Here is a 22,854-nt window from a genome sequence, read left to right as displayed (position 1 = left end):
AACCTCCCATCTCGAGGACTTTATTTTCCAGTCCAAGAAATGGGAGGCAGTTCACTGTGGACGAGGGTTTTTGTATGGCTGTCTCCTATGCGGTTGGCGTCGTGGTTTGTCCGCCGCCCGTTGTACCGCCACCGGTGGTGCCGCCGTCGGGCACCTCAGGCTCGGGTTCGGGCGTGGGCTCAGGCTCGGGTTCCGGAGTAGGCGTCGTGGGCTCCTGAGGCGTGGTCGGCCGCTCCGGCGTGGGCGTCGTGGTCTGCTGCTGTTCGGTTTCCTCCGTCGTCTCCTCTTCCTTCTCCTCTGTCTCCTCATTCTCGTCTCCGCCCTTGGGGTTGGTCTTGGAGAACTTCCACTCGGAGTCCTTCTTGTAGGTGGGTGTTTCTCCGGTGGGGAACTCCTCGCGAGCAAGCCCGTTCAGAATCTGTTGCATCAGGCTCTTGAACACCGGGAGCGTCATCTGGTTGCCCATAAGGGAACCGAGGTCGACGGTGCCGTTGTAGCCGCCCACCCAGATTGCGGTGGCATACTGCGGGGTGTAGCCCACAAACCACAGGTTGGTTGCGGTGTCCGCGGTGCCGGCCGTACCAGTCTTACCGGCGACGGGCTGGTTCATGTACGGGTTGCCAGGAGCGCCCAGGCCGTTGGTCATGACGCCCTCGAGGACATCGGTCACGGCTGCGGCCACTCCAGCGGAAATGACCTGCTTGCCAGCGTCTTCGTGCTTGTACACGGTTTTGCCGCCGCGCCCCACGATCTCGGAGATCGCGACGGGCTCACGATAGTAGCCACCGTTCGCGAAGACGGCGTAGGCGGATGCCATCTCAACGGTGGAGAAACTGCCCGTACCAAGGGTCATGGACAGGACATCGTTCATCTCGGAGGTGTCGAGCCCAAGCTTCTTGCACATGGCGATGATGTTCTGGTTGCCGATGGTCTCTGCTACCTGCAGGTAGCCGGTGTTGGACGAGAGCTCGGTCGCGCGGGCGAGCGAGATGTAGCCCATGCTCTGGTTGCCGTAGTTTTGCGCCACGTAATCTGCCTGCCCGGCGATCTTCCAGGTGAGCGGCGAGTTGCAGTTGATCGTGATGTTGGGGTTCATGCCCATCTCGATGGCGGTGGCGAGCGTGAACGTCTTGAACGATGAGCCGGGCTGGTTGCGCGAAGTCGCATGGTTGATGTGGAGGACGCTGCCGTCGTCCTCGACGCGGTTGTAATCGCGCCCGCCAACCATCGCCTTGATGTACCCGGTCTTAGGGTCGATGACCGTCATGCCGATGTCGAGGTCCTTGGCGTCGCGTGCGGCGGCGGGGTACTTGTTGATGTTCTCCACCGCGGCGGTCTCAGCGGCCTGCTGCACCGCGGGGTCGAGCGTCGTCTTGACGGTGAGACCGCCTTTGAACAGGACGTCGGTCGAGAACTCCTCTTGAAGGAGGGTTTTGACGTAGTCGACAAAGTACGGCTGTGAGAAGACGTTGATGCCGGACTCGGAGACCTCGGTCACGTTGAGCGCGAGCGGCTCGGCCACGGCGGCGTCGTATTCTTCTTGGGTGATGGTGCCCAGGCGGAGCATGTTGCCCAACACCTTGTTGCGTCGCTCGACGGCGACGTCTGGATTAACGGTGGGGTCGTAGTATGAGGGCGAGTTGGGTAGGCCGATGAGTAGGGCTGCTTCGGCGAGCGTGAGGTCGCTCGCGTTTTTGGAGAGGTACGTTTGTGAGGCGGCTTGGATGCCGTAGGCTCCGTGGCCGTAGTAGATGCAGTTGAGGTACATCATCAAGATCTCGTCTTTGGAATAGATCTTTTCCATTTCGAGGGCGATGTAGGCCTCGCGCACCTTACGCTCGATGGTCTGGTCGAATTGCTCCTCCGAGAGGATGGTATTACGCACGAGCTGCTGGGTGATGGTCGAGGCGCCCTCGGAGCGACCGGTGAGCTGCGCGAGCACAGCGCGGCCGATGCCGATGATATCGACGCCCGGATGCTCGTAAAAGCGCTCGTCCTCAACGTCGACGGTGCCCTGGAGAACCCACGGCGATACCTGGTCGGCGGTGACGCTCTCGCGGTTCTGGACAAAGAACTCGGCGATCTCGTTGCCCGCGGCGTCAAGGATGTGCGTGGGCTCGCTCACGAGGTACTCGTCGGCATTCGTGTAGTCGGGAAGATCGGAGAGCCAGCGGTTCACGTTACCGATCATGCCAATGCCGAACGCGATGCCCGCCACGAGCAAAAAGCCGAGAGCGGAGACGAGGATGACGGGGACGGCGTGCGTTTTTGCGCGGCTGCGCGCGTAGCGCTGTCGATGACCCATAAACGACCTCCCATATACAGGTGGGCGCGTGCCCAAAAGCCGTAACACATAGATATTCATACGATAGCGCAAGCGGCGCAGACGTCCGCTCGGGTATCCTTACTCAATGCGAAAAACACGTTGGAGCGTTCAGATTGCGCCGTACAGGTTGATGGGGCGCGTGAGAGGGGAGGCATCGAGTATGGTCGAGTTGCTGGCTCCGGCGGGCACGCCGGATGCGTTTCGAGCGGCGATTGCGGCGGGGGCGGATGCCGTGTACGTGGGGCTCGGCTCCTTTAATGCGCGTGCGGCGAACGGCGGGTTCTCGCTCTCCGAGCTTTCGCGCGGCTGCGCCCTCGCCCACGCACATGGCTCACGTGTTTATGTGGCCCTGAACGTCTGCATGCACGATGACGAACTCGCTTCTGCGCTGGAGCTTGCGTCGGCCGCGCTTGACGCGGGCGCCGATGCGCTGATCGTCGCCGATGTGGGTCTGTGCGACCTCATTCATCGCGAGCTGCCCGGCGTGGAGCTCCACTTGTCCACGCAGACGGGCGCGCAGTCCGTTGGTGCCGTCCGCCTTGCCGTGCGCGAGCTGGGAGTGTCACGCGTGACGTGCGCGCGCGAATTGTCCTTGGCGGAGCTCGCGGGTCTTTGCGCTGGGGGAACGCCCATCGAGGCGTTCTGTCATGGCGCCATCTGCATCTGTTATTCGGGCGCGTGCTCCTATTCGGCTCTCATGCGCGGGCGTTCGGCCAACCGCGGGGACTGCACCCAGCCCTGTCGTCTGGCCTATGCGCTTGAGGACGATGAGGGCCGTCTGCTCGCGGGCGGGGCGTGGGAGCGGGACGTTTCCGAGGCGAGGGGCGCCGGACGCTCCGCCGCACAGGGCGACCGCCTGCTGTGCCCGCGTGATTACCTGGGGATCCGTCATGTTTCCGCGCTGGTTGGCGCCGGAGTCGCGTCCCTTAAGATCGAGGGTCGCATGAAGGGGCCCGATTACGTGTACAACGTCGTGGGCTGTTATCGTGAGGCGCTCGATGCCGCGCTCGCCGGGGTCGAGCTCGATGAGTGCGAGCTGGACGAGTTGGAGGCACGGCTCGCACGGTCGTTCAATCGCGGATTCACCGATGGCTACCTGCGTGGAGGTCACACCGCGACGGGGGCTGGGCTTATGAGCGTAGAGCGCGCCATCAACCAGGGTCTTGAGGTGGGCATCGTAGATGAACCCGGATACGAGGGCGCATGGGTGAGATTTACCCGCGAGGTCGCAGCCGGGGATATGTTGGAGATTTGCTCGACCCCAGGTGCCAATGCCCCTGCCGACGTGCCCAAGCGCTGGCCGATCGTCCCGTGCCCGGCCAACGTGGGCGCCCAAGACCGCGCGTTCGTGCGATGCAAGCGCAAAGTCGAGGTGGGCAGCGCGGTTCACCTGGTTAGGTCTGCTGCGCTGGTTGCTGCCTCGCGTGCCGCCGTCGATATCGTGCGAGACGAGGAACTCTCGTTGGGCTCGGCCCTTACGGAGCCGTGTGAGGGGGATGGGCGTCTGGACGACGGAGGCCGATTCGCCCACGCGCGCCGTAAGTCGCCGCATCTGTCCCCGGCGGAGCGGCGACCTGTCCGCGAGAGTGAACTCTCGCGGCACGATTGCGCGCAAATGAACGATTTTGCTCATCGAGAGTTAACTCTCGGGGCTGCGGGAGGAGCCGAGGGGGCGAGAGCCGCGGGAGGAGCCGCGGAAGGAACTGGGGATGCCGTGCGCGAAGCAGGCGAGCTCGATGGCGTCATCGATTTGGGTGAGGTCTGCCGAGCGGGGGACATACCGTTCGTGGTCGAGGCATGCGCGGCGGTTGCGCGTGGCGAGGCCGACGCCTTACTCTGTCGCAACATCGGGCAAGTCGACGCTGCGTGCGAGGCGGCAGTTGCGTGGGAGGTCGCACCGCCGCTCAATGTGTGGAACGCACAAACGGCGCGCGTCCTACAGGGTTTGGGCGCTCGTCGTATCTGGTTGCCCGAGGAGCTTTCCGATGAAAATGTTGTCGGCGTGCAGAATGCCGCCCGCCTTGCAGGTGTGTCTGTTCCCGTTGCGCGGGTCGCAAGCGGATCGACTCCGCTGATGGTCATGGAGCATTGCGTACTTACTGCCGAGGGACCCTGCGATGGTGCATGCGCGACGTGTTCCCGGCGCCTGGCGAGCGAGCGCGGCGATCGCTTTTTGGTGGAGCTCGACCGAAATGCCTCCGATGCCCGTCTTGCGGTGCGCGTGGACGAGCGGGGGAGGACGCGGCTGTACCGCTGAGGGCGGTTCTGCGTTACACTAATGCCCATATGTCGTTCCCCAGCACCGCCCGTCCGCGCGAGTTCCCGTCGGCACGTGGCGAGGGTGCTATGACCTTGCAGAAAGGTGCACCTATGTTGCCCGTAGACGAGCAGATGCGCATCATCACCTCCGGCGCCGCCAAGATCGTGCCCGAGGCGGACCTCAAGAAGAAGCTCGAGCGCGGCGTCCCGCTCAACATCAAGCTCGGCGTCGACCCCACCAGCCCCGACCTGCATCTCGGCCACGCCGTCCCGCTGCGCAAGATGCGCCAGTTCCAGGACCTCGGCCACCGCGTGACCCTCATCATCGGCAACGGCACCGCCACCATTGGCGACCCGTCCGGTAAGAATTCCACGCGCCCTCAGCTCACCCAGGAGGAGGTCGAGGCCAACGCCGCGACTTACGTCTCCCAGGCCATGAAGATCCTCGACCCCGAGAAGACGACCATCGTCCACAACGGCGACTGGATGTTCCCCATGGACCTCAAGGAGCTCCTCTCCATCGCCTCCAAGTTTACCGTCGCCCGCATTCTCGAGCGCGATGACTTTACCAAGCGCTATCAGTCCCAGACGCCCATCGCGCTGCACGAGTTCCTGTACCCCATCATGCAGGCGTACGACTCGGTCAAGATCGAGGCCGACGTCGAGATGGGCGGCAGCGACCAGCTCTTCAACCTCCTCGCCGGCCGCGAGCTCATGGAGAAGATGGGTATGGAGCCGCAGATCGCGCTCACCATGCCGCTGCTCGAGGGCACCGATGGCACCCGCAAGATGTCCAAGTCCTACGGCAACTACATCGGCCTCACCGATGCGCCGGCCGATATGTTCGGCAAGACCATGTCGATTCCGGACGAGATGATCGGCAAGTACTATCGCTTGGCAAGCTCGCTCGCGCCCGCCGAGGTCGACGCCATCGATGCCGCGCTGGCCGACGGCTCCGCCAACCCCTACGAGCTCAAGCGCGCTCTTGGCCGTGATTTGGTGACCACCTATCACTCCGCCGAGGACGCCGTGGCAGCCGAGGCCGAGTTCGACCGCGTTCACAAGAATCACGACCTTCCCACCGACATCGCCGAGGTTTCCGTCGAGGTCTCCGTCAATGACGAGGGTCTCGTGTACCTGCCCGCCGTGCTGCAGGCCGCCGGTCTGGTCCCGAGCGCCGGCCAGGCTCGTCGCGACATCGACGGCGGCGGCGTCAAGCTCGACGGCGAGGCCATCGCACCCAAGACCTACAACGTGGACCCCGCGGCCCTCAAGCCCGGCACGGTCCTGCAGGTCGGCAAGCGCCACTTCGCCCGCCTGGCGTAGGGCGTGCCCCTGCGTGTACGACTCCCTGTCCTCGGATGGCGGCGGCGCCTGTACGTCCTTTGGACCGCAATAGCGTCGAGGCGCCCTTCGTCCGCGCTCGCATCCGGTATCCGGATATTGAAGAAAGGTCGACCGGTTTTCTCGGTCGACTTTTTGTTTTGATAAGCGTTTGGGTGCCCTTGCGAAACGAACCCCATTCAGGAGCGGTTTCCCGATGCGCTCGCTCGCGGAAAGGCTGCGCCTGCGATCAGCCGTGAAGGGGCCACGACCAAAAAGGCAACGCTCCTTTCGCATCGGTTCGGCTGCCGCATTGGGTACCATGGATGAAATGACGGCTCACATGAAGGGCGGTGCCAAGGATATGGAACCCAATCTGGTCAAATTGATGCAGGCTCTCATCGACACGGCGGAGGGTCGCGTGCCGGCGGACACGGTGTTCGTGAACGCGCAGATCGTCGACGTGTACCGTTTGCGCGTGGCACGCGGTCAGGTCGCGGTTACATGCGGCTGCATCGCGGGCGTCCTGTTCGAGGGGCGCGACTGCGCAGACGCGTCCGTTCCCGCCTGGGAGGCCGCCCGCGTCGTCGATTGCGAGGGCCGCTACCTCGCCCCCGGTTTCATCGACGGCCACCTGCACATCGAGAGCTCCAACATTCGCCCGTCCGAGTACGCCCGCATGGCGCTCACCCGGGGCACCACCACCGCCATCGCCGACAGCCACGAGATCGCCAACGTATGCGGCCTCGAGGGCCTTGCGTTCATGATCGAGGACGCCTCCCGTGCGCCGCTCGACATCAAGTTCATGATGCCCTCCTGCGTGCCCGCCCTGCCTGACGAGCAGGCCGGAGCCGTGATCACCGCGGCGGACATGGAAGCCTTTATGAACGAGCATCACGGTGCGATCTTCGGCTTGGGCGAGATGATGAACCTGCCCGGCGTGTACGGCGCGGACGAGGAGACCTGCCGCCGCATCGCGGTGGGCGCGAAGACCGCATCCGGCCAGGTGGACGGCCATGCGCCCATGGCGTGCGGCAACGACCTCAACGCCTACGTCGCCGCGGGCATCATCGCCGACCACGAGAACACGGGCGTCGAGGAGGCCCTCGACGAGCTCTCCCGCGGCATGTACGTAATGCTGCGCGAGGGCACCTGCAGCCACGACCTTGCGAACCTCGCCCCGCTCATCGTCGAGAACCCCGCGCTCGCGCGCCGCTGCTGCTTTGCCACGGACGACCGCGCCCCCTCGGACGCCCTCAACATCGGCATGATCGACAACGCCTGCCGCGCCGCCGTCGAGGCGGGCATCGACCCGGTGGTCGCCATCTCCATGGCAACGCTCTCAACTGCCGATGTCTTCGGCTTCGACCATGGCAGGCTGTGTGCGCTTCACCGTCGCGGCGCCATCGCCCCGGGCAAGCGGGCGGACATCCTGCTGCTCGACGACCTCGCGTTCGAGACCGCGCCGCATCGCGTGTACAGCGCGGGCGAGCTCGTTGCCGAAGACGGCGTCTTTGTGGGGACGGTCGCGTCGGCCGGCTCGCGTCGCGGCCTCGACAAGCTGGAGTTCCGCTTGCGCAACTCCGTCCGGCTGCCCGAGCTCTCGCTCGACGTCTTCTCCTACGTGTTCCGCCCCGGCGAGGCCGTCATCGACGTGATTCCCGGCAACGCCGTCACCGGCATGGCGCGCCCCGAGTCCGCCGAGGGCCTTCGCCGCATCATGCTCATCGAGCGGCACGGGCGCGGCGTCGAGGCGCAGGGCGCCGGCATCGACGGCGATGGCGCGCCGGGCACGGGGCTCGCGGGCAGGCACATCGGGCAGGGGTGGGTGCGCGGCTTTGCCATCCGCGGTGCCATCGCGAGCACCATCGGCCACGACTCCCATAACGTCTGCGTGGTGGGTGATAACCCCACCGACATGCTCGCCGCCGTGCGCGCGGTGGGGCAGGGCGGCTTTGTTCTTGTGCGCGATGGCGAGGTCAGGGCCAAGATCGACCTGCCGCTCGGTGGTCTCATGAGTGACAAGACGGCCGAGGAGGTCGCGCGTGAGCACGACGCCTTCATGGACGCCGGGCGCGCGATGGGCATCGAGCCCCCGCTCGACCCCATCATGGGCATGATCTTCCTGCCGCTGCCGGTTATCCCCACCCTGCGCATCCGCCCCGAGGGCATGTTCGACGTCACCACGTTCGCCTACGCCGAGTAGTTTGTGACGCCTCCCGGCTCCCTTAGCAAGGCCCCAAAAAAAAGTGCTGGGTAAGGGTTTCGGGCTCTTTTGGTGAGTGGTGCTTGCGTCCGGCTTCATGGGGGTACGCTTCTCGACAGGTTGCGCCCCGCGGCCGCATGGCTGCCGCGGGGCCTGTACGCGTAAGGAAGCGTCATCATGGCACGACACATCAAGCTCATCGCCTCCGACATGGACGGCACCCTCCTCGACGAGAGCGGAATAGTTCCCGCCGAGACATACGATCTCATCCTCGAACTCAAGGAGTACGGCGTTCACTTTGCGGCAAGTTCGGGCAGGCGGTATGACCGACTGTGCGAGTTCTTCGCCCCCATAAAGGACAGCATGGACTTCGTCGCATCTAACGGGGCCCAAGTCTACGCGGATGGTGTGCAGATTGACCGAGAGGTGTACTCGCACCTGGCGATTCGCCGCCTGGCACGGACCGTGGCCATGTTTCCTAACATGCATCTGGCGTTATTCGATCGTACAAAGTCCTACCTGCTCGACGATGAGGACATATTTGTACGGGAGGTCGATAAGGACCTTCCCAATGCGGAGCGTATCTATGAGCTTCCGTCGCCGAAGGTCAACATCATCAAGGCGAGTATCTTTTGCGACGATGGTAACGTGATGGACAACGCCTATGTCCTCCAGCGCGAGCTCGGCGATCTGTTCACTTTCGCGCCTTCGGGCAACTCCTATATCGACGCGATGCAGCCCGGGGTGTCCAAGGCGTCGGGCATCGCGTTGCTCATGGACCATTACGGCATCGAGCGTGATGAGGTCATGGCCTTTGGAGACGCGATGAACGATTACGAGATTATCCGATTTGTCGGCACGGGTTGCGCAATGGCCAACGGCCGCCCCGCCTTGCAGGCTGTCGCCGACAGGGTCGTTGGGTGCAACGCCGACCATGCCGTGCAGGCGGAGATGCGCCGAGTCCTCGAGTCGCTGCGGTAACGCGGAGATTTGCAATTTGATTGCATTTGTCGATGCGGGGGTCTCGGCGTGCCTTGTGACACGCGAAATCGGCTAGACTGGGAACACTGCATCGCAATGGAGTGCGCTTGGACATGCCGGATGCTGGCTTAGCGCCGCGTGGCTCCACCCGTCTTCCGCACGCCGTCGAGGGCGGGCACTTTGCAACGATTTGGGCGGCATCGCCGCATGACCCGAAAGGAACCCCATGGCAGAGACCTCTTCCAGCCGCGTCGTCATCACTGTCCTCGGTAAGAACCGCCCCGGCATCGTCGCCGGCATGACGTGCGTCCTATCCGAGGCGAGCGTCGATATCCGCGACATCACGCAAAGCATCATCGAGGACATCTTCACCATGACCCTCATCGCCGACGTGTCCGCCTCGACGCTCGGCTTCTCCGAGCTCCAAGAGGCGCTTTCCGCTAAGGGTGATGAGCTCGGCGTCACCGTCGAGATGCAGCGCGAGGATGTCTTCCAGTTCATGTACCGCCTGTAGCCTGTGCCATTTGGTGACGGGTGCATGTTTGCGCACGGCGTGATCCTCGACTCCGTCCATCGTTCCTCGTTCGCCCCGGCGATATGCCGGGGCGCTTGCCAAATAAGGAGCCCGCTATGTCGTACGACGCCCACAACATCTACTATCGCTTCGACGATCACCTGAGCCGCTTGGTTCTCGATTACGAGGCGAGCCGCCGCGTTGATGAGAATTCCGACCGTCTCTACCACGATATTCCCTCTGAGGAATACTCCGAGGACCTGTTCCGCACCCACAACGTGAAGCGCGGCCTGCGCAATGCGGACGGCTCCGGCGTGGTCGCCGGCCTCACGCGTATCTCGGACGTGCACGGATACAACGTGGTCGACGGTCGGGTCGTGCCCGACGAGGGCCATCTTATCCTGCGTGGTTACGACATCGAGGACCTTATAGAGAATGCCCAGAAGGAGGACCGTTTTGGGTATGAGGAGGTCGCGTATCTGCTCATCACCGGCGAGCTGCCCACTGCCAGCGAACTCGACGATTTCAACGGTCGCCTGGGCGCGTATCGTCATCTGTCGAGTGAGTTCGTGCGTCAGTTTCCCATCACCACGGTGAGCCCCTCGATCATGAATGCGCTGCAGCGCGCCGTGCTGCTGCTCTACGCCTTCGACTCCGATCCGGATTCCATAACGCCCGAGCACGAGGTCGACGTCGCCATCTCGCTGCTGTCCCGTCTGCCCCGTCTTGCCGCCTTTGCCCAGACGTTCCGCACCGCCCAGGTGAGCGGCAAGCGTGCGCCCGTTCCCATTCCGGAGCCCGGCTTCTCCACGGCTGAGGCGATTTTGCAGATCCTTCGCGGCGAGGACGGGTATACCCGCGCCGAGGCCATGCTGCTCGACGTCATGCTCATGCTCCATGCCGAGCACGGCGGCGGTAACAACTCGACGTTCGCCTGCCGCGTGCTGTCCAGCTCCGCAACGGATGCGTATTCCGCTTATGCCGCCGCCATCGGCTCGCTCAAGGGTCCGCGCCACGGCGGCGCCAACGCTAAGGTTGTGGCGATGCACGAGGACATCCGCGCGCACGTGACTAATTGGGATGATGAGGATGAGCTCGCCGCGTACCTGGAGAAGATCTTGCGCCGCCAGGCCTTCGACGGCAGCGGTCTTATCTACGGCATGGGGCACGCGGTCTATACCCTGTCTGACCCGCGCGCCGTGCTGTGCAAGCGCTATGCCCGCGGCCTGGCCCACGCCAAGGGCATGGGGGAGGAATTCGAGCTGATCGAGCGCATCGAGAAGCTCGCCCCGCAGGTGATGGCCGATGTGCGTGGTACCACCAAGCCCATCTGCGCGAACATCGACTTGTACACGGGCTTCATCTACAAGATGCTGGGTATCCCCGACACCCTGTTCACCCCGTTGTTCGCCGTGGCACGCACTGCCGGTTGGGCGGCACACCGCATGGAGGAGCTCATCTGCGCGCACCGCATCATCCGCCCCGCGTATCGCTCGGTGCTCGAGTCGGGCAGATACGTGCCGCTGGCTGAGCGCAAGGGCCGCCGCGAGTGCTTGGCGGGGTAGGTCCTCGCATAAGGAACGCGGTGAGGCACGCTGCCCCCATGCGCCCATGGACCTTTTGTGCACGTTCGCTGCCGCGCGGTGCGTGTGGTAGCATTGACAAGCTATTTTGACTTGGTCGGAAACCAAGTCACCCCTTTGTCCTGGTCGGTAACCAGGACGTGACCAGAAGAGGAGCCCTGCCATGAAGTCTGGCATCCATCCCGAGTATGTGGAGTGCACGGTGCGCTGCAGCTGCGGCAACACCTTCAAGACCCATTCCACCAAGTCCGAGATCCAGGTCGAACTCTGCAACGAGTGCCATCCGTTCTACACCGGCCAGCAGAAGTTCGTCGACACCGGTGGACGCGTCCAGCGATTCGCCGACAAGTTCGGTGGCGCCGCTCAGGCCGCCCTCGAGCGCGAGGCCGCCAAGAAGGCCGCCAAGCAGGCCGCTGCCGAGGAGGCCGCTGCCAAGAAGGCCGCCGAGCGCGAGGCCAAGGCCGCCGAGAAGGCCAAGCGTGCCGCTGAGTACGAGAAGAAGGCCGCCGCTGAGGCCGCCAAGAAGGCCGCTGAGGCTCCTGCCGAGGAGGCTGCCGCTGAGGCCGAGGTCGCTGCCGAGGAGACCGCTGAGGTCGCCGAGTAGCCTTCGCCTTTAGACGTACGCGTGAAACCCCGCGCCCATCTGGGTGCGGGGTTTTCATTTTGCGATCATCTTTTTCCCCGCCTTTCGGCGATATCCGTAACGTTTTCCGGTATTCGAATCGAGTGAGCGCAAAACCAACGTCTGGACCATCGCAAACGTAGGTTTTGCGCTCACTCGGCCCGCCGCCGTGTACAGGGTCGTTTTGTGTGCACATACATCCTGCGCATAGCTTGTGCGCCATTTGGCTAAAGTTTCCTTAACTGTGTCTATGCGTCAACGCGAGTATCGCGCGCGAATGTGCGCTGCCCGCTCTGGCGCATCGTGAAGAGGAAACCACATGGGATTCGTTTCTAAGCTGCTGTCCTTCGGCTCCGACAAGGACCTCAAGCGCTATTGGAAGACCGTCGACGCCATCAACGCGCTCGAGCCCGCGTATGAGGGCATGGGCGACGAGGAACTCCGTGACCAAACGCGTGTGTTCCGCGACCGCCTGGCCGCCGGGGAGACGCTCGACGCCTTGCTGCCCGAGGCGTTTGCCGTCGTGCGCGAGGCGTCCAAGCGCACCATCGGTCTTCGCCACTTCGATGTGCAGCTCATCGGCGGCATGGCTCTGCACGAGGGGCAGATCGCCGAGATGAAGACGGGCGAGGGCAAGACGCTCGTGTCCACGCTCGCCGGCTACCTGAACGCGCTTTCCGGCAAAGGCGTGCATGTCGTCACGGTCAACGATTACCTTGCCAAGCGCGACTCCGAGTGGATGGGCTCCATCTACCGCTTCCTCGGACTCAAGGTGGGTCTGCTTCAAAACGGCATGCCGCTATCCGACAAGCGCGACGCCTATCAGTGCGATGTCATCTACGGTACCAATTCCGAATTTGGTTTTGACTACCTGCGCGACAACATGGTTTTGCGCGCCGGCCAGCGCGTCCAGCGCGATCACGCCTTCGCCATCGTCGACGAGGTCGACTCCATTCTCATCGACGAGGCGCGCACCCCGCTCATCATCTCGGGCGCGGGCACCAAGAGCGCCAGCACCTACAAGGATTTCGCCCGTGCCGTGCGCGGCCTCACGCAGGGTGAGGAGGCCCAGTTCGACATGCTCGCTGCCGGTGAGCCCGTGGAGGCGACCGGAGACTTCGTCATGGACGAGGCCAAGCACACCATCGCCGCCACTGAGCAGGGCTTGAAGAAGATCGAGCAGCGCCTCGGCATCGACGACATCTACAGCGACCTCTCCGGCGCCCTCGTCAACCACCTGCAGCAGGCGCTCAAGGCGCAGTACATGTTCCATCGCGATAAGCAGTACGTCGTCACCAACGGCGAGGTCAAGATCGTCGACGAGTTCACGGGTCGCATCATGGAGGGTCGCCGCTACTCCGAGGGTCTGCACCAGGCGATCGAGGCGAAAGAAGGCGTGCTCGTGCGCGAGGAGAACCAGACGCTCGCCACCATCACGCTGCAGAATTATTTCCGCCTGTACGACAAGCTCTCCGGCATGACCGGTACCGCCATCACCGAGGACGCCGAGTTCCGCGAGATCTACAACCTGCCGGTCCAGGTGATCCCCACCAACCGACCCGTCGCCCGCGTCGACCACGATGACCTGGTGTACCGCACCATCGACGCCAAGTTCAACGCCGTCGCCAGCGAGATCGAGGTGCGCCACGCGAACGGCCAGCCCGTGCTGGTGGGCACCGTCTCCATCGAAAGCTCCGAGCGCCTCTCCCGCCTGCTCAACAAGCGCGGCATCAAGCACGAGGTCCTGAACGCCAAGTTCCACGAGCGCGAGGCACAGATCGTGGCCCAGGCGGGACGCTTGGGCGCCGTCACCATCGCCACCAACATGGCCGGCCGCGGAACGGACATCCTACTCGGCGGCAACGCCGAGGAGATGGCGCGCGACGAGCTCATGCGCTACGACTTCGGCATCGACGCCGAGGTGCTCGATCGCATCCTCCACGAGGCCAACTGGCGCCTGCTCGCCAAGGACGAGAAGGAACTCGAGCCGGTGGAGCGCACCGTCTTCAACCAGGTACTCGAAGGCATTCGTGCACTTGGCATCGATATCGACACCGCAACCTTCGCCGAGATCGCCCGTGTCTACGAGGACCTGGTGCGCAAGACGAAGGCCGTGTGCAGCGCCGAGCACGACCAGGTGGTCGCCGCCGGTGGCCTCACGGTGATCGGCACCGAGCGCCACGAATCCCGCCGTATCGATAACCAGCTTCGCGGCCGCGCCGGCCGTCAGGGCGATCCCGGCGAGACCCAGTTCTATCTCTCGCTCGAGGACGACCTCATGCGCATGTTCGGCGGCGAGCGCATGGACAAGATCTCCAACCTCATGATCGCGTCCGACATGGGCGACGATATGCCCATTCAGCACAAGATGATCTCCAAGGCCGTGGAAGGCGCCCAGCGCAAAGTCGAGAACATCAACTTCTCCATGCGCAAGAACGTCCTCGAGTACGATGACGTTATGAACAAGCAGCGTCAGGTCATCTACGCCGAGCGCAACAAGATTTTGGACGGCAAGGATCTCTCTAACCACATCGACGAGGTCATTGACGACACCATCAAGCGCTGCGTGACCGAGTTCTGCCCGGTTGACTCGCATGAGGGCGAGCGTGATCTCGAAGGTCTGCATAAGTGGGTCGTGGAGCTCACCGGACGCCCGGATGCCCCTCAGTTTGCGGACGCCCCCTATGGGGAGCTCTGCGATGCGGTGCTCGCGTTTGTGGAGAAGGCCTACGACGCCAAGGCCGAGCGCCTGGGCGAGGGCCTCATGCAGGAACTCAACTGCCAGGTCATGCTGCGTGTCATCGACACCCGCTGGATGGGCTACCTCCAGGAGATGGACTATCTCAAGCAGGGCATCGGCTTGCGTGGGTTCGGTCAGCGCGATCCGCTCGTCGAATACAAGACCGAGGCGTTCCGTGCGTTCCAGACGCTCGTCAACACCATGTACGAGGACTATCTGCGCACGGTGATGCATGCCGAGTTCAAGAACCCCGATGCCGCCCGCGCGCGGATCGAGGGGGAGCGCAACCCCGCCCTCGCCGGCGCCCGCATGAGCGGTCCGGCCGAGGTCGATGGCGACACCGGCTCATCCACCATCCAGCGCCAGGCCGCGCAGCAGGCGGTGACCGCCGGTGCTGGGCGGGCACCCCAGGGGACCTTGGGTAACGCCGGTTCCACCGTGCGCACGTACCGCAAAGACCAAAGCGGCGACCCGTACTCAAACGTGGGTCGCAATGATCCGTGTCCGTGCGGCAGCGGCAAGAAGTTCAAGAACTGCCACGGTAGGAATCGCTAATGGCGGCGGATGCAAGCGCTGAGTCGATTCTGACAGAGCTGGATGCCCTCGCCGCGCGTTTGACAGAGGTCGAGGCGTATCTGCATATCGACGAGGCCAGGGGTCGTGTGACCGAGCTCGAGCAGGCCAGCTCTGCGCCGGGATTTTGGGATGACGCCGACGCTGCTCGCGCGCATATGGCGGAGCTCTCCCAGGTGAAGGGCGACGTCGAGCTGGTTGACCGCGCGCACGAGCGTCTTTCCGACGCCCGCGCCGCACTCGAGCTGGCCGAGGAAATGGGGGAGGACGGAGCCGAGTTCGTGGCGGAGGCCGTGACGGCTGCCGAGGAGCTTACCCGCGCCATCGATGAGATGGAGCTTTCCAGCTGGTTCACGGGAGAGTTCGACCACGGCAGCGCCATCTTGTCCATCAAGCCCGGCCAGGGCGGCCTAGAGGCCCAAGACTGGACCTTCATGCTGTTCAAGATGTACATGAAGTACTGTGCCCGTCGTGGCTGGAAGGTCACGGTGAACGATTGCCCCGCAGCGGAGGTCATCGGCATCGACCGCGCCACCATCACGGTCGAGGGCAAGGACGCGTTCGGCATGCTCCGTGCCGAGGCGGGCGTGCACCGCCTGGTGCGCATCAGCCCCACGGATGCCAAGAAGCGCCGCCAGACCACCTTCGCCGGCGTCGAGGTCATCCCCGTTCTGCCCGATGACATCGAGATCGAGGTTGCGCCCGACGACATTCGCGTGGACGTCTACCATGCGAGTGGCCCTGGTGGACAGGGCGTCAATACCACCGACTCCGCCGTTCGCGTCACGCACATGCCCACGGGTATCGTGGTCACCTGCCAAAACGAGCGTAGCCAGATCCAGAACAAGGCGGCGTGTATGCAGATCCTGAAGGCACGCCTGTACGAGCTGGAGCTCGAGAAGCGCGGTGAGATGCTAGACGAGATTCGCGGACCCAAGACCGACATCGGCTTTGGCAACCAGATTCGCAGTTATGTCCTGTACCCCTATCAGATGGTGAAGGACCTGCGCAGCGGCGTGGAGACAAGCAACGTGGACGGTGTACTCGAGGACGGAGATCTCGATCCGTTCATCATCGGCTACCACCGCTGGGCTACCGAGCAGGCGGAGTAAGGGTCATATGGCACGGCGCATCGACATCAACCGCATCATCCAGTCGCAGTTCGTGAGCGACCTGCCGCTTATCATCGCGGGTTGCGCGATCGCCGCGTTCGCGACGGATGCCTTCATGATTCCCAACGGCCTTGCCGCCGGTGGCCTGACGGGTCTCGCCACCATCATCGCCGAGCTCGGGCGACGCGTGGGGATTAGTCTGCCCGTTGGCTTGCAGACCATTATCATGAACGCGTTGCTGCTGCTCGTGGTCGTGCGGTCGGGCGGGCTCAAGTACGTGGTGCAGACGGTCACGGGCTTTGTGCTCTTCGGTTTCTTCACCGATCTGTTCGCCCCGTTCGTGCTCCAAGTGAGCCATAGCGACCTCATGCTTTCGGCGTTGTGGGGCGGTATCATCTCGGGTATCGGTTACGGGCTTGTGTTCCGCTGCGGAGCCAACACGGGCGGTTCGGATACCATTGGCCAGATCATCGCACGTAAGAGCTCGCTGCCGGTGGGTGCCACGGTCATGGCGATAGACGTCGCGGTGTGTGCCGCCTCCGCCCCGGTGTTTTCCCTCACCAACGCACTGTACGCCGCCCTTGCCATGGTCGTCATGGGATATGTCGTGGATGCGGTGGTCGATGGTGGCAACAGCCAGCGCGCCGCCTTCATCATCTCCGATGCCTACGAGGATATCGAGCACGATATCCTGCATGCCATGGACCGCGGCTGCACACGTCTCATGGCGCAGGGGTCTTGGACCAAGAAGGACCGGCCCGTGCTGTTCTTTGTGTTGAGCCGCCGCGAGGTCTCGATCATCAAGACGGTCGTCTACGAGCACGATGCCAACGCTATGCTTATCATCACCGATGTCAACGAGGCGATTGGATACGGGTTTAAATCCATTGGGTAGAACTGGTCCCCGATGCCCCGGCGCTTGCCGTGTTGCTTTGATGGTAGACCCGCCGTATTGCTAAAATAAGAGAGTCTGTAGTTCAAACGCACGACTCTAAGGAGCTCTAGTGGGTAACCACTTCCGTACCCCCGGAGACGAGCAGGCTGCACCTCAGGTGCCCCAGGTTGATCCTGTGAGCCCTTTGCACGCCGCTCCGTCACCGGATGTGCAGGACCGGTTGTTCGATCAACCCGTTCCGCAGAACACCCCCCAATCCATGTTCGATGCTCCGGCCACGCCCGATGCGCTCGAGTCTCAGGTGTTCGCCGCCGCCCAGCAGGGCGAGGCGGCTCCGTCTCCGCAGCCTGCGGCGAATCCGCTGTTCAGCGTGCCCGCGCCCGATGCACCCGCCGCAACGCCCCTGAGTGTTCCGTCCCCCATGGACGCACCGGCCCCTGCGGTTACGCCCGACCAGGCCGCCGAAGTCGCGTCCCTCGATGCGGCGCTCGCGAACAATCCGGACTTCACCACGGTATTCGCCCCGGTCGATGATTCTCGCGTCCGCCAGGCCCGCGAGGCCGGTGTCGAGCCCGTCATCCTCATGGAGCACGTCACCAAGATCTACCCGGCGCAGCCCAACAAGCCCGCGCTCGACGATGTGAATATCGAGATCTATCCGGGCGAGTTCGTCTTCTTGGTTGGCCACTCCGGTTCTGGCAAGACTACCCTGCTCAACACCATGCTGCGCAATGTTAAGCCGACCAGCGGCCGCGTGATGGTGGCGGGCCAGGATCTCATGAAGATCAAGAACCGTAAGATCCCGTTCCTGCGTCGCCAGATCGGCGCCGTGTTCCAGGATTACAAGCTGCTGCCCAACCGCACCGCCTACGAGAACGTGGCCTTTGCCCTGCAGTGCATTGGCAAGCCCAAAGCGGTCATCAAGGCCCAGGTCCCCGAGGTCCTGCGTCTTGTCGGCCTGGGTGATCAGATGGATTCTCTGCCAGACCAGCTTTCCGGCGGCGAGCAGCAGCGTGTCTCCGTTGCCCGCGCTATGGTCAACCGGCCGCCCCTGCTCATTTGTGACGAGCCAACGGGCAACCTCGACCCGGCGATCTCGCTCGGCATCATGAAGCTCCTTGAGCGCATCAACCGTACCGGCACGACCGTGATCGTGGCCACGCATGACCGCGCCATGGTCGATTCCATGCAGCGTCGCGTCATCGCCCTTGAGGGCGGTCGAGTGGTTCGCGACCAGGAGAGGGGAGGCTACGGCAACTATGGCGCCTTCTAATCTCGGATATTCCACCAAAGAGGCCTTCCGCCACTTCTTCCGCAATTGGACGACGTCGTTCGGCGCCGTCATCACCATCTTCCTGTCCCTGTTCATCATCGGCTTGTTCATCGTCGGCTCGGTGCTCGTCAACTCGGCCATCGGCAACGTCGAGGACCAGGTCACGATCCAGGCCTACATCTCCGATGACGCCTCCGATGAAGCCGTCGAGGCCTATCAGGACAAACTCGAGCGCATGGACAACGTCAAGAACGTCGAGTTCGTGAGCAAGGAGGACGCTCTCGAGGAGTACAGATCCTCGATCTCGAGCAATGCCGACGCCACCCTCTCGGCGCTTGACGGCCAGAATCCGCTGCCGCGCTCCTTCCGCATCGAGATGGAGGATCCCTCTCAGGTCGAGGCCATGGCCGATGAGATCAAGGCCGACTCCGACTTCCGCGAGATCGTGGACGATGCCAACACCGACGTCGACGACAAAGACGCCGATGTCGCTGAGAACGTTCGTTACGGCCAGGAGGAGGTCTCCCGCCTGTTCCAGCTTACCAACTACATTCGCATCGCGGCTGTGGTGTTGGTTGCCTTGCTGACTTTTGTGGCGTTCATCTTCATCAACAACACGATTCGCCTGTCCATCACCGCGCGTCGCCGTGAGATCGCCATCATGCGACTCGTTGGCGCGTCCAACGGTTTCATTCGCGGGCCGTTTATCACCGAGGGTGTGCTCCAAGCTCTGCTTGGCGCGCTGTTCTCCATTGGCGTGCTTGAGCTGTTCCGCAACCTGGTGATTCCAAAGGTAGCTTCCGGCATCAGCTTCATGAGCTTCAATGTGCCCATGGAGATCTACTATGCCACGTACGGCGCACTCGTCCTCCTCGGCGTGATCATCGGCCTGTTTGGTTCGGCGATTGCGATGAGGCGCTATCTCAAGGTGTAGAGCGCGAACGTCGTTCGATCCCATCGGAGACCCCCTGGGTCATCCCACGTAAACGTCCTCGGCCGGCGAGCTTTGCTCGGCGGCCTGCGGAATGTTTACTTAGGGATGACCCAGGGGGTCTCCTGCTCTCACGGCGCTGCGCGCGTGGTGGCGGGGGTTTGGTGTTGTGGGGTTGACGTTGGGTCTGACGGGGTCTTTGTTGTGGCGGCCTCGGGTTTTGCCGGGGACGGGGCTGGTGTGCAGTGACCTGAGGTTCGGTTGAGGGTTTGTCGGGCACCCTTGGGTTTGGGTACAAGAGAGCTGGTTTGAATCGGCTCTATTTGGACGAGAGGAATGCATGGGTAGAGGAAAGCGCGGGAAGAACGGACGGCACGGGCCTGCTCGGTCGCGGCGGTTGCCGGGGCTTACGGGGACGGTGCGCGTGTATGACTCGCACGCCGAGGTCGAGACAGCGGAGGGTACGTACCGCTTGGGCTCGCGCTCGATGCGCGAGGCGATGCCTGGCGACCGTGTGTACGTAAGCTTGCATCGCGGTCGCGGCGGAGCTCGTCGCGCGGTTGTGGAGCACGTGATCGAGCGTGCGGCCGAGGCCGTTGTGGGCACCTTCGAGCTGGCTGGTCCTCTGGGCGCCGTACGTCCGCTCGACGCGCGCATCAAGCAGGATTTCTTCGTCCTTCCCTCTGATGACTCCCCTGCGCGTCTCAAGGTCACGCCAGGCGATATCGTCGCAGCGCACATCGTCGAATATCCTTCCCGTGCGGAGGCCGGTGTGGTCACCATCGAGCGCCGTATCGGCGATGCCAACGAGCCGAGCCTGGGCATCGAGTGCATCATGGCGCGGTATGGACTTACGGACGGGTACCCTCAGGAAGCGATCGATGAGGCCGCGGGGCTCTCGGTCGATGTCGAGGCCGCTTTGGCCGATCCGCTGCGTCGCGATATCCGCGATAGGTTCGCCATCACGATCGACCCCGTCGATGCTCGTGATTTTGACGACGCGATCTCCGTTGCGCGCACCGTGCGTGGCGGGTGGATGCTCGGCGTGCACATCGCTGACGTGTCCCATTACGTTGACTGGGAAAGCTCGATTGACCTGGAGGCGCGTCGCCGCTCGACATCGGTGTACCTTGCCGACCGCGTGTTGCCCATGCTTCCCGAGCGCCTGTGCAACGATCTGTGCTCGCTGCGGCCCAATGAGGACCGGCTCGCCTTTACCGTCGACATCGAACTCGACGCGCGAGGCCGCGTTCGTGCATATGAAGCGTATCCGAGCGTGATTCGCTCGCGCGTGCGCTTGGATTACGGTGCTGCAGACGCCCTACTTGCTGGAGATGTTCCCGCTGCGGCGTCTGCTGTACACGACTCTGTGCCCGCGCCCGTTCATGGAGGACCGGGCTGTGGGGCCGGCGACGCGCTTGATTGCCCACGGACGCCTGAACCTGGCACGGCGGACGCTGCGACCGTTCGCCGTGCCCACGCCGCCCTCGACGCTGCTCGCGTCTCTGGCGTCGACCTCGCCTCCTTCCTCAGAAACGCAGACGCGCTTGCCTGCGCTCGGCGTGAGGTTCGTCGTAAGCGCGGCTCGATCGATTTCGAGACGTCCGAGGTTCACGTGCTCTTGGATGACGAGGGCATTCCCATCGACATCGTCACGCGCGAACGTAGTGCCGCCACCAGCTTGGTTGAAGAGGCGATGTTGCTCGCCAACGAATGCGTCGCTGAGTTCCTCTCCGACCACAATCTGACTGCGGCGTACCGCGTGCATGAGGAGCCCTCGGCAGACACGCTAGCCTCTGCCGTCAAGACGCTCACCGAACTCGGTGCACTTGAGGGTGGTCTTGCAGCGGGCATCATGCTGGGGGAGCCGCGTGCCATCGCCAGCGCGGTCGTCGATGCCCATGGCACGCCGATGGCGCCGCTGGTGAACGCCCTGCTCCTGCGTGCTCAGCAGCGTGCTGTGTACCGGTCGGAGAACGGCGGGCACTATGCGCTCGGTGCCCGCGCGTACTGTCACTTCACGAGCCCCATCCGCCGTTACCCCGACCTTATCGTGCACCGTGTGCTCAAGGTGGCGCTTGCCAAGCGCGAGCTGGGGAAAAAGGAAGCTGCGGCCCGATCCCCCCGTCTCGTGGGCAAGGGGCCCCAGTCGCTCGTGCAGGTGTGTTCCGCACTCTGCCGACAGGCGAGCGACAACGAGCGTGCTGCCGACGCGGCGGCGACGGCCTCGCAAAAAATCAAGGTCGCACAGTTCTTCGCGGGGCGCGTGGGGGAGCGCTTTGCTGGAACGGTTTCGTGGATTTCGGACATGGGCGCATTCGTGCGTTTGGATGACACGGGTGCCGAAGGCCTGATGCGCATGGCGGCGCTTGGTGCCGAGTGGTGGGAGTACGACGACATCCGCCTGCGTCTTGTGGGTGAATCGAGTGGCACGGTGATCGAGCTCGGGCAGCGTGCGATAATCGAGGTGGCTTCCGTCGACGTGTTGCGTGGGCACCTGGATTTCAAACTCATCCATATCGAGGGCCCCAATCGCTAGCCCGTGAGGGCTCCCGTATGCCGATGAGATGGGGCGTCCGGCACCGGGTCTTTCGTGTGTTTCGTACCTGTACGCTTCTGCGCTACACTGAAGCCTCGACTCTTTTCTAGGAGGACACCATGGATATGCCCATTGCGGCGCATGACATCGATTATGCCGAGGATCTGCTGGCGGAAGGCGAGCTCGATACGGCGCGCATGCTGCTCGAGGAACTTGCCGCCGAGGCTGGTGAGTATGCCGATACCGCTTGCATCGCCACCGAGGCACGCCAATGGTTCAGCTTTGCCAACCCGTTCGAGCGTCTTGCCTATCGTCGCGTGGAGCAGGATCCCCGCGAGCTCACGCAGGTAGACGCTCCGCTCGATCGTCTCTATGCGGCACTTGCCTATGTGTACGTGCAAAAACGCGACTATGAGCTTGCGCGCGATGCGCTCAAGCAGGCCGTGCGCTGGAATCCCATGAATTGCGCCCACCGCCTGAACCTCGCCGAGGTCTATCGTGCGCTCGGGGACACCAGGGAGTGGGCGGCGCTTTCGGCTTCAGTTCTCGAGCGTGCCACGACTCCGCAAGCGCTTGCGCGTGCCTTTGCGAATTTGGGCCATTTTTTCCTGTCGTGCGATAAACTCCCCGCCGCGGAGGGTTGCCGTCGGGCGGCGATTCGCGCGTGCGCCGATGACGCCGCCGCCACGGCTCTCGCCTCGCACCTTGACCGTGAGCATCCCGAACTCGCCGAGCTCTCCGATGCCGATGCGAACGCTGCGGTCGAGGGGGAGGGCCTGGCAACCGGTGCCAATGCCGAGATCGCCGTGTGCCTGCTCATGTGCGCAACGGACGCGGCCGATGAGGGCGACCGCAATGAGGCCACGCGCCTCACCCTGCTCGCCCGCGATTTGGTCGGAGCTCCGGCGTGTGAGGCCCTCCTTCGCCTCATTCGCGAGTCTGACGCGGAGCTTTCCAACGAACAGGGAGGTGAGTAA

15 protein-coding genes are annotated in these 22,854 nt (G+C 63.6%); 14 read left to right on the top strand and 1 reads right to left on the bottom strand.

The features are described 5' to 3' along the window. Positions 1-85: 85 nt before the first annotated feature. Entirely contained in the window at positions 86-2,305 is a 2,220-nt protein-coding gene (locus tag Q5Q88_RS02845) for a transglycosylase domain-containing protein (RefSeq protein WP_302741719.1), read from the bottom strand. Between the two features lie 181 nt (positions 2,306-2,486). On the opposite strand from Q5Q88_RS02845, the gene Q5Q88_RS02840 reads away from it, so the two are divergent. The 14 genes from Q5Q88_RS02840 to Q5Q88_RS02775 all read left to right on the top strand — a co-directional run bounded on the left by Q5Q88_RS02840 (position 2,487) and on the right by Q5Q88_RS02775 (position 22,854). Next, the gene (locus tag Q5Q88_RS02840; protein ID WP_294159518.1) at positions 2,487-4,583 is read left to right on the top strand and encodes a U32 family peptidase; all 2,097 of its coding nucleotides are present in this window, start codon (positions 2,487-2,489) and stop codon (positions 4,581-4,583) included. Positions 4,584-4,696: 113 nt separating this feature from the next. Continuing rightward, positions 4,697-5,911 (top strand): tyrosine--tRNA ligase, encoded by a 1,215-nt coding sequence (gene tyrS, locus Q5Q88_RS02835; protein ID WP_302741718.1) that lies wholly within the window; start codon positions 4,697-4,699, stop codon positions 5,909-5,911. 319 nt (positions 5,912-6,230) lie between these two features. Continuing rightward, complete coding sequence (locus tag Q5Q88_RS02830) at positions 6,231-8,114, top strand: adenine deaminase (protein ID WP_302741717.1); 1,884 nt, start codon at positions 6,231-6,233, stop codon at positions 8,112-8,114. Between the two features lie 177 nt (positions 8,115-8,291). Continuing rightward, positions 8,292-9,095 (top strand): Cof-type HAD-IIB family hydrolase, encoded by an 804-nt coding sequence (locus tag Q5Q88_RS02825; protein ID WP_302741715.1) that lies wholly within the window; start codon positions 8,292-8,294, stop codon positions 9,093-9,095. A 226-nt stretch (positions 9,096-9,321) separates the two neighbouring features. Beyond that, positions 9,322-9,609 carry an ACT domain-containing protein gene (locus Q5Q88_RS02820; RefSeq protein WP_118653592.1) on the top strand — a complete coding sequence of 96 codons (288 nt, stop codon included), beginning with the start codon at positions 9,322-9,324 and terminating at the stop codon, positions 9,607-9,609. A 116-nt stretch (positions 9,610-9,725) separates the two neighbouring features. Then, on the top strand, positions 9,726-11,174 hold the full coding sequence (locus Q5Q88_RS02815; protein ID WP_294122516.1) for a citrate synthase: 1,449 nt from the start codon (positions 9,726-9,728) through the stop codon (positions 11,172-11,174). A 181-nt stretch (positions 11,175-11,355) separates the two neighbouring features. Beyond that, positions 11,356-11,796, top strand: a complete 441-nt coding sequence (gene rpmE, locus Q5Q88_RS02810) for a 50S ribosomal protein L31 (RefSeq protein ID WP_118653590.1) — start codon at positions 11,356-11,358, stop codon at positions 11,794-11,796. Between the two features lie 337 nt (positions 11,797-12,133). Continuing rightward, positions 12,134-15,109, top strand: a complete 2,976-nt coding sequence (gene secA / locus Q5Q88_RS02805; protein WP_118653589.1) for a preprotein translocase subunit SecA — start codon at positions 12,134-12,136, stop codon at positions 15,107-15,109. Continuing rightward, the gene (prfB, locus tag Q5Q88_RS02800; RefSeq protein ID WP_302741712.1) at positions 15,109-16,239 is read left to right on the top strand and encodes a peptide chain release factor 2; all 1,131 of its coding nucleotides are present in this window, start codon (positions 15,109-15,111) and stop codon (positions 16,237-16,239) included. The genes secA and prfB overlap by 1 nt, the downstream gene beginning before the upstream one ends. 7 nt (positions 16,240-16,246) lie before the next feature. After that, the gene (locus tag Q5Q88_RS02795; protein ID WP_294159510.1) at positions 16,247-17,134 is read left to right on the top strand and encodes a YitT family protein; all 888 of its coding nucleotides are present in this window, start codon (positions 16,247-16,249) and stop codon (positions 17,132-17,134) included. 109 nt (positions 17,135-17,243) lie between these two features. Then, complete coding sequence (gene ftsE / locus Q5Q88_RS02790; RefSeq protein WP_302741710.1) at positions 17,244-18,407, top strand: cell division ATP-binding protein FtsE; 1,164 nt, start codon at positions 17,244-17,246, stop codon at positions 18,405-18,407. Continuing rightward, positions 18,394-19,341, top strand: coding sequence for a permease-like cell division protein FtsX (ftsX, locus tag Q5Q88_RS02785; RefSeq protein WP_302741709.1), 948 nt, complete (start codon positions 18,394-18,396; stop codon positions 19,339-19,341). The genes ftsE and ftsX overlap by 14 nt, the downstream gene beginning before the upstream one ends. A gap of 421 nt (positions 19,342-19,762) precedes the next feature. After that, positions 19,763-21,877: a ribonuclease R family protein gene (locus Q5Q88_RS02780; protein WP_302741708.1), complete on the top strand. Its 2,115-nt coding sequence runs from the start codon at positions 19,763-19,765 to the stop codon at positions 21,875-21,877. A gap of 119 nt (positions 21,878-21,996) precedes the next feature. After that, the gene (locus Q5Q88_RS02775; protein WP_118653583.1) at positions 21,997-22,854 is read left to right on the top strand and encodes a lipopolysaccharide assembly protein LapB; all 858 of its coding nucleotides are present in this window, start codon (positions 21,997-21,999) and stop codon (positions 22,852-22,854) included.

Origin of the sequence: uncultured Collinsella sp., from assembly GCF_959026545.1 — a bacterium.
GTDB lineage: Bacteria > Actinomycetota > Coriobacteriia > Coriobacteriales > Coriobacteriaceae > Collinsella.
This window is presented reverse-complemented; position numbering and strand designations above follow the sequence as displayed.

Excerpts from the sequence above, each read along its gene's own strand:
- tyrS (WP_302741718.1), top strand. The coding sequence starts at position 4,697 with ATGTTGCCCGTAGACGAGCAGATGCGCATCATCACCTCCGGCGCCGCC.
- Q5Q88_RS02830 (WP_302741717.1), top strand. The coding sequence starts at position 6,231 with ATGGATGAAATGACGGCTCACATGAAGGGCGGTGCCAAGGATATGGAA.
- ftsX (WP_302741709.1), top strand. The coding sequence starts at position 18,394 with ATGGCGCCTTCTAATCTCGGATATTCCACCAAAGAGGCCTTCCGCCAC.
- Q5Q88_RS02820 (WP_118653592.1), top strand. The coding sequence starts at position 9,322 with ATGGCAGAGACCTCTTCCAGCCGCGTCGTCATCACTGTCCTCGGTAAG.
- Q5Q88_RS02840 (WP_294159518.1), top strand. The coding sequence starts at position 2,487 with ATGGTCGAGTTGCTGGCTCCGGCGGGCACGCCGGATGCGTTTCGAGCG.
- Q5Q88_RS02845 (WP_302741719.1), bottom strand. The coding sequence starts at position 2,305 with ATGGGTCATCGACAGCGCTACGCGCGCAGCCGCGCAAAAACGCACGCC.
- Q5Q88_RS02815 (WP_294122516.1), top strand. The coding sequence starts at position 9,726 with ATGTCGTACGACGCCCACAACATCTACTATCGCTTCGACGATCACCTG.
- Q5Q88_RS02775 (WP_118653583.1), top strand. The coding sequence starts at position 21,997 with ATGGATATGCCCATTGCGGCGCATGACATCGATTATGCCGAGGATCTG.
- Q5Q88_RS02795 (WP_294159510.1), top strand. The coding sequence starts at position 16,247 with ATGGCACGGCGCATCGACATCAACCGCATCATCCAGTCGCAGTTCGTG.
- rpmE (WP_118653590.1), top strand. The coding sequence starts at position 11,356 with ATGAAGTCTGGCATCCATCCCGAGTATGTGGAGTGCACGGTGCGCTGC.
- Q5Q88_RS02825 (WP_302741715.1), top strand. The coding sequence starts at position 8,292 with ATGGCACGACACATCAAGCTCATCGCCTCCGACATGGACGGCACCCTC.
- prfB (WP_302741712.1), top strand. The coding sequence starts at position 15,109 with ATGGCGGCGGATGCAAGCGCTGAGTCGATTCTGACAGAGCTGGATGCC.
- secA (WP_118653589.1), top strand. The coding sequence starts at position 12,134 with ATGGGATTCGTTTCTAAGCTGCTGTCCTTCGGCTCCGACAAGGACCTC.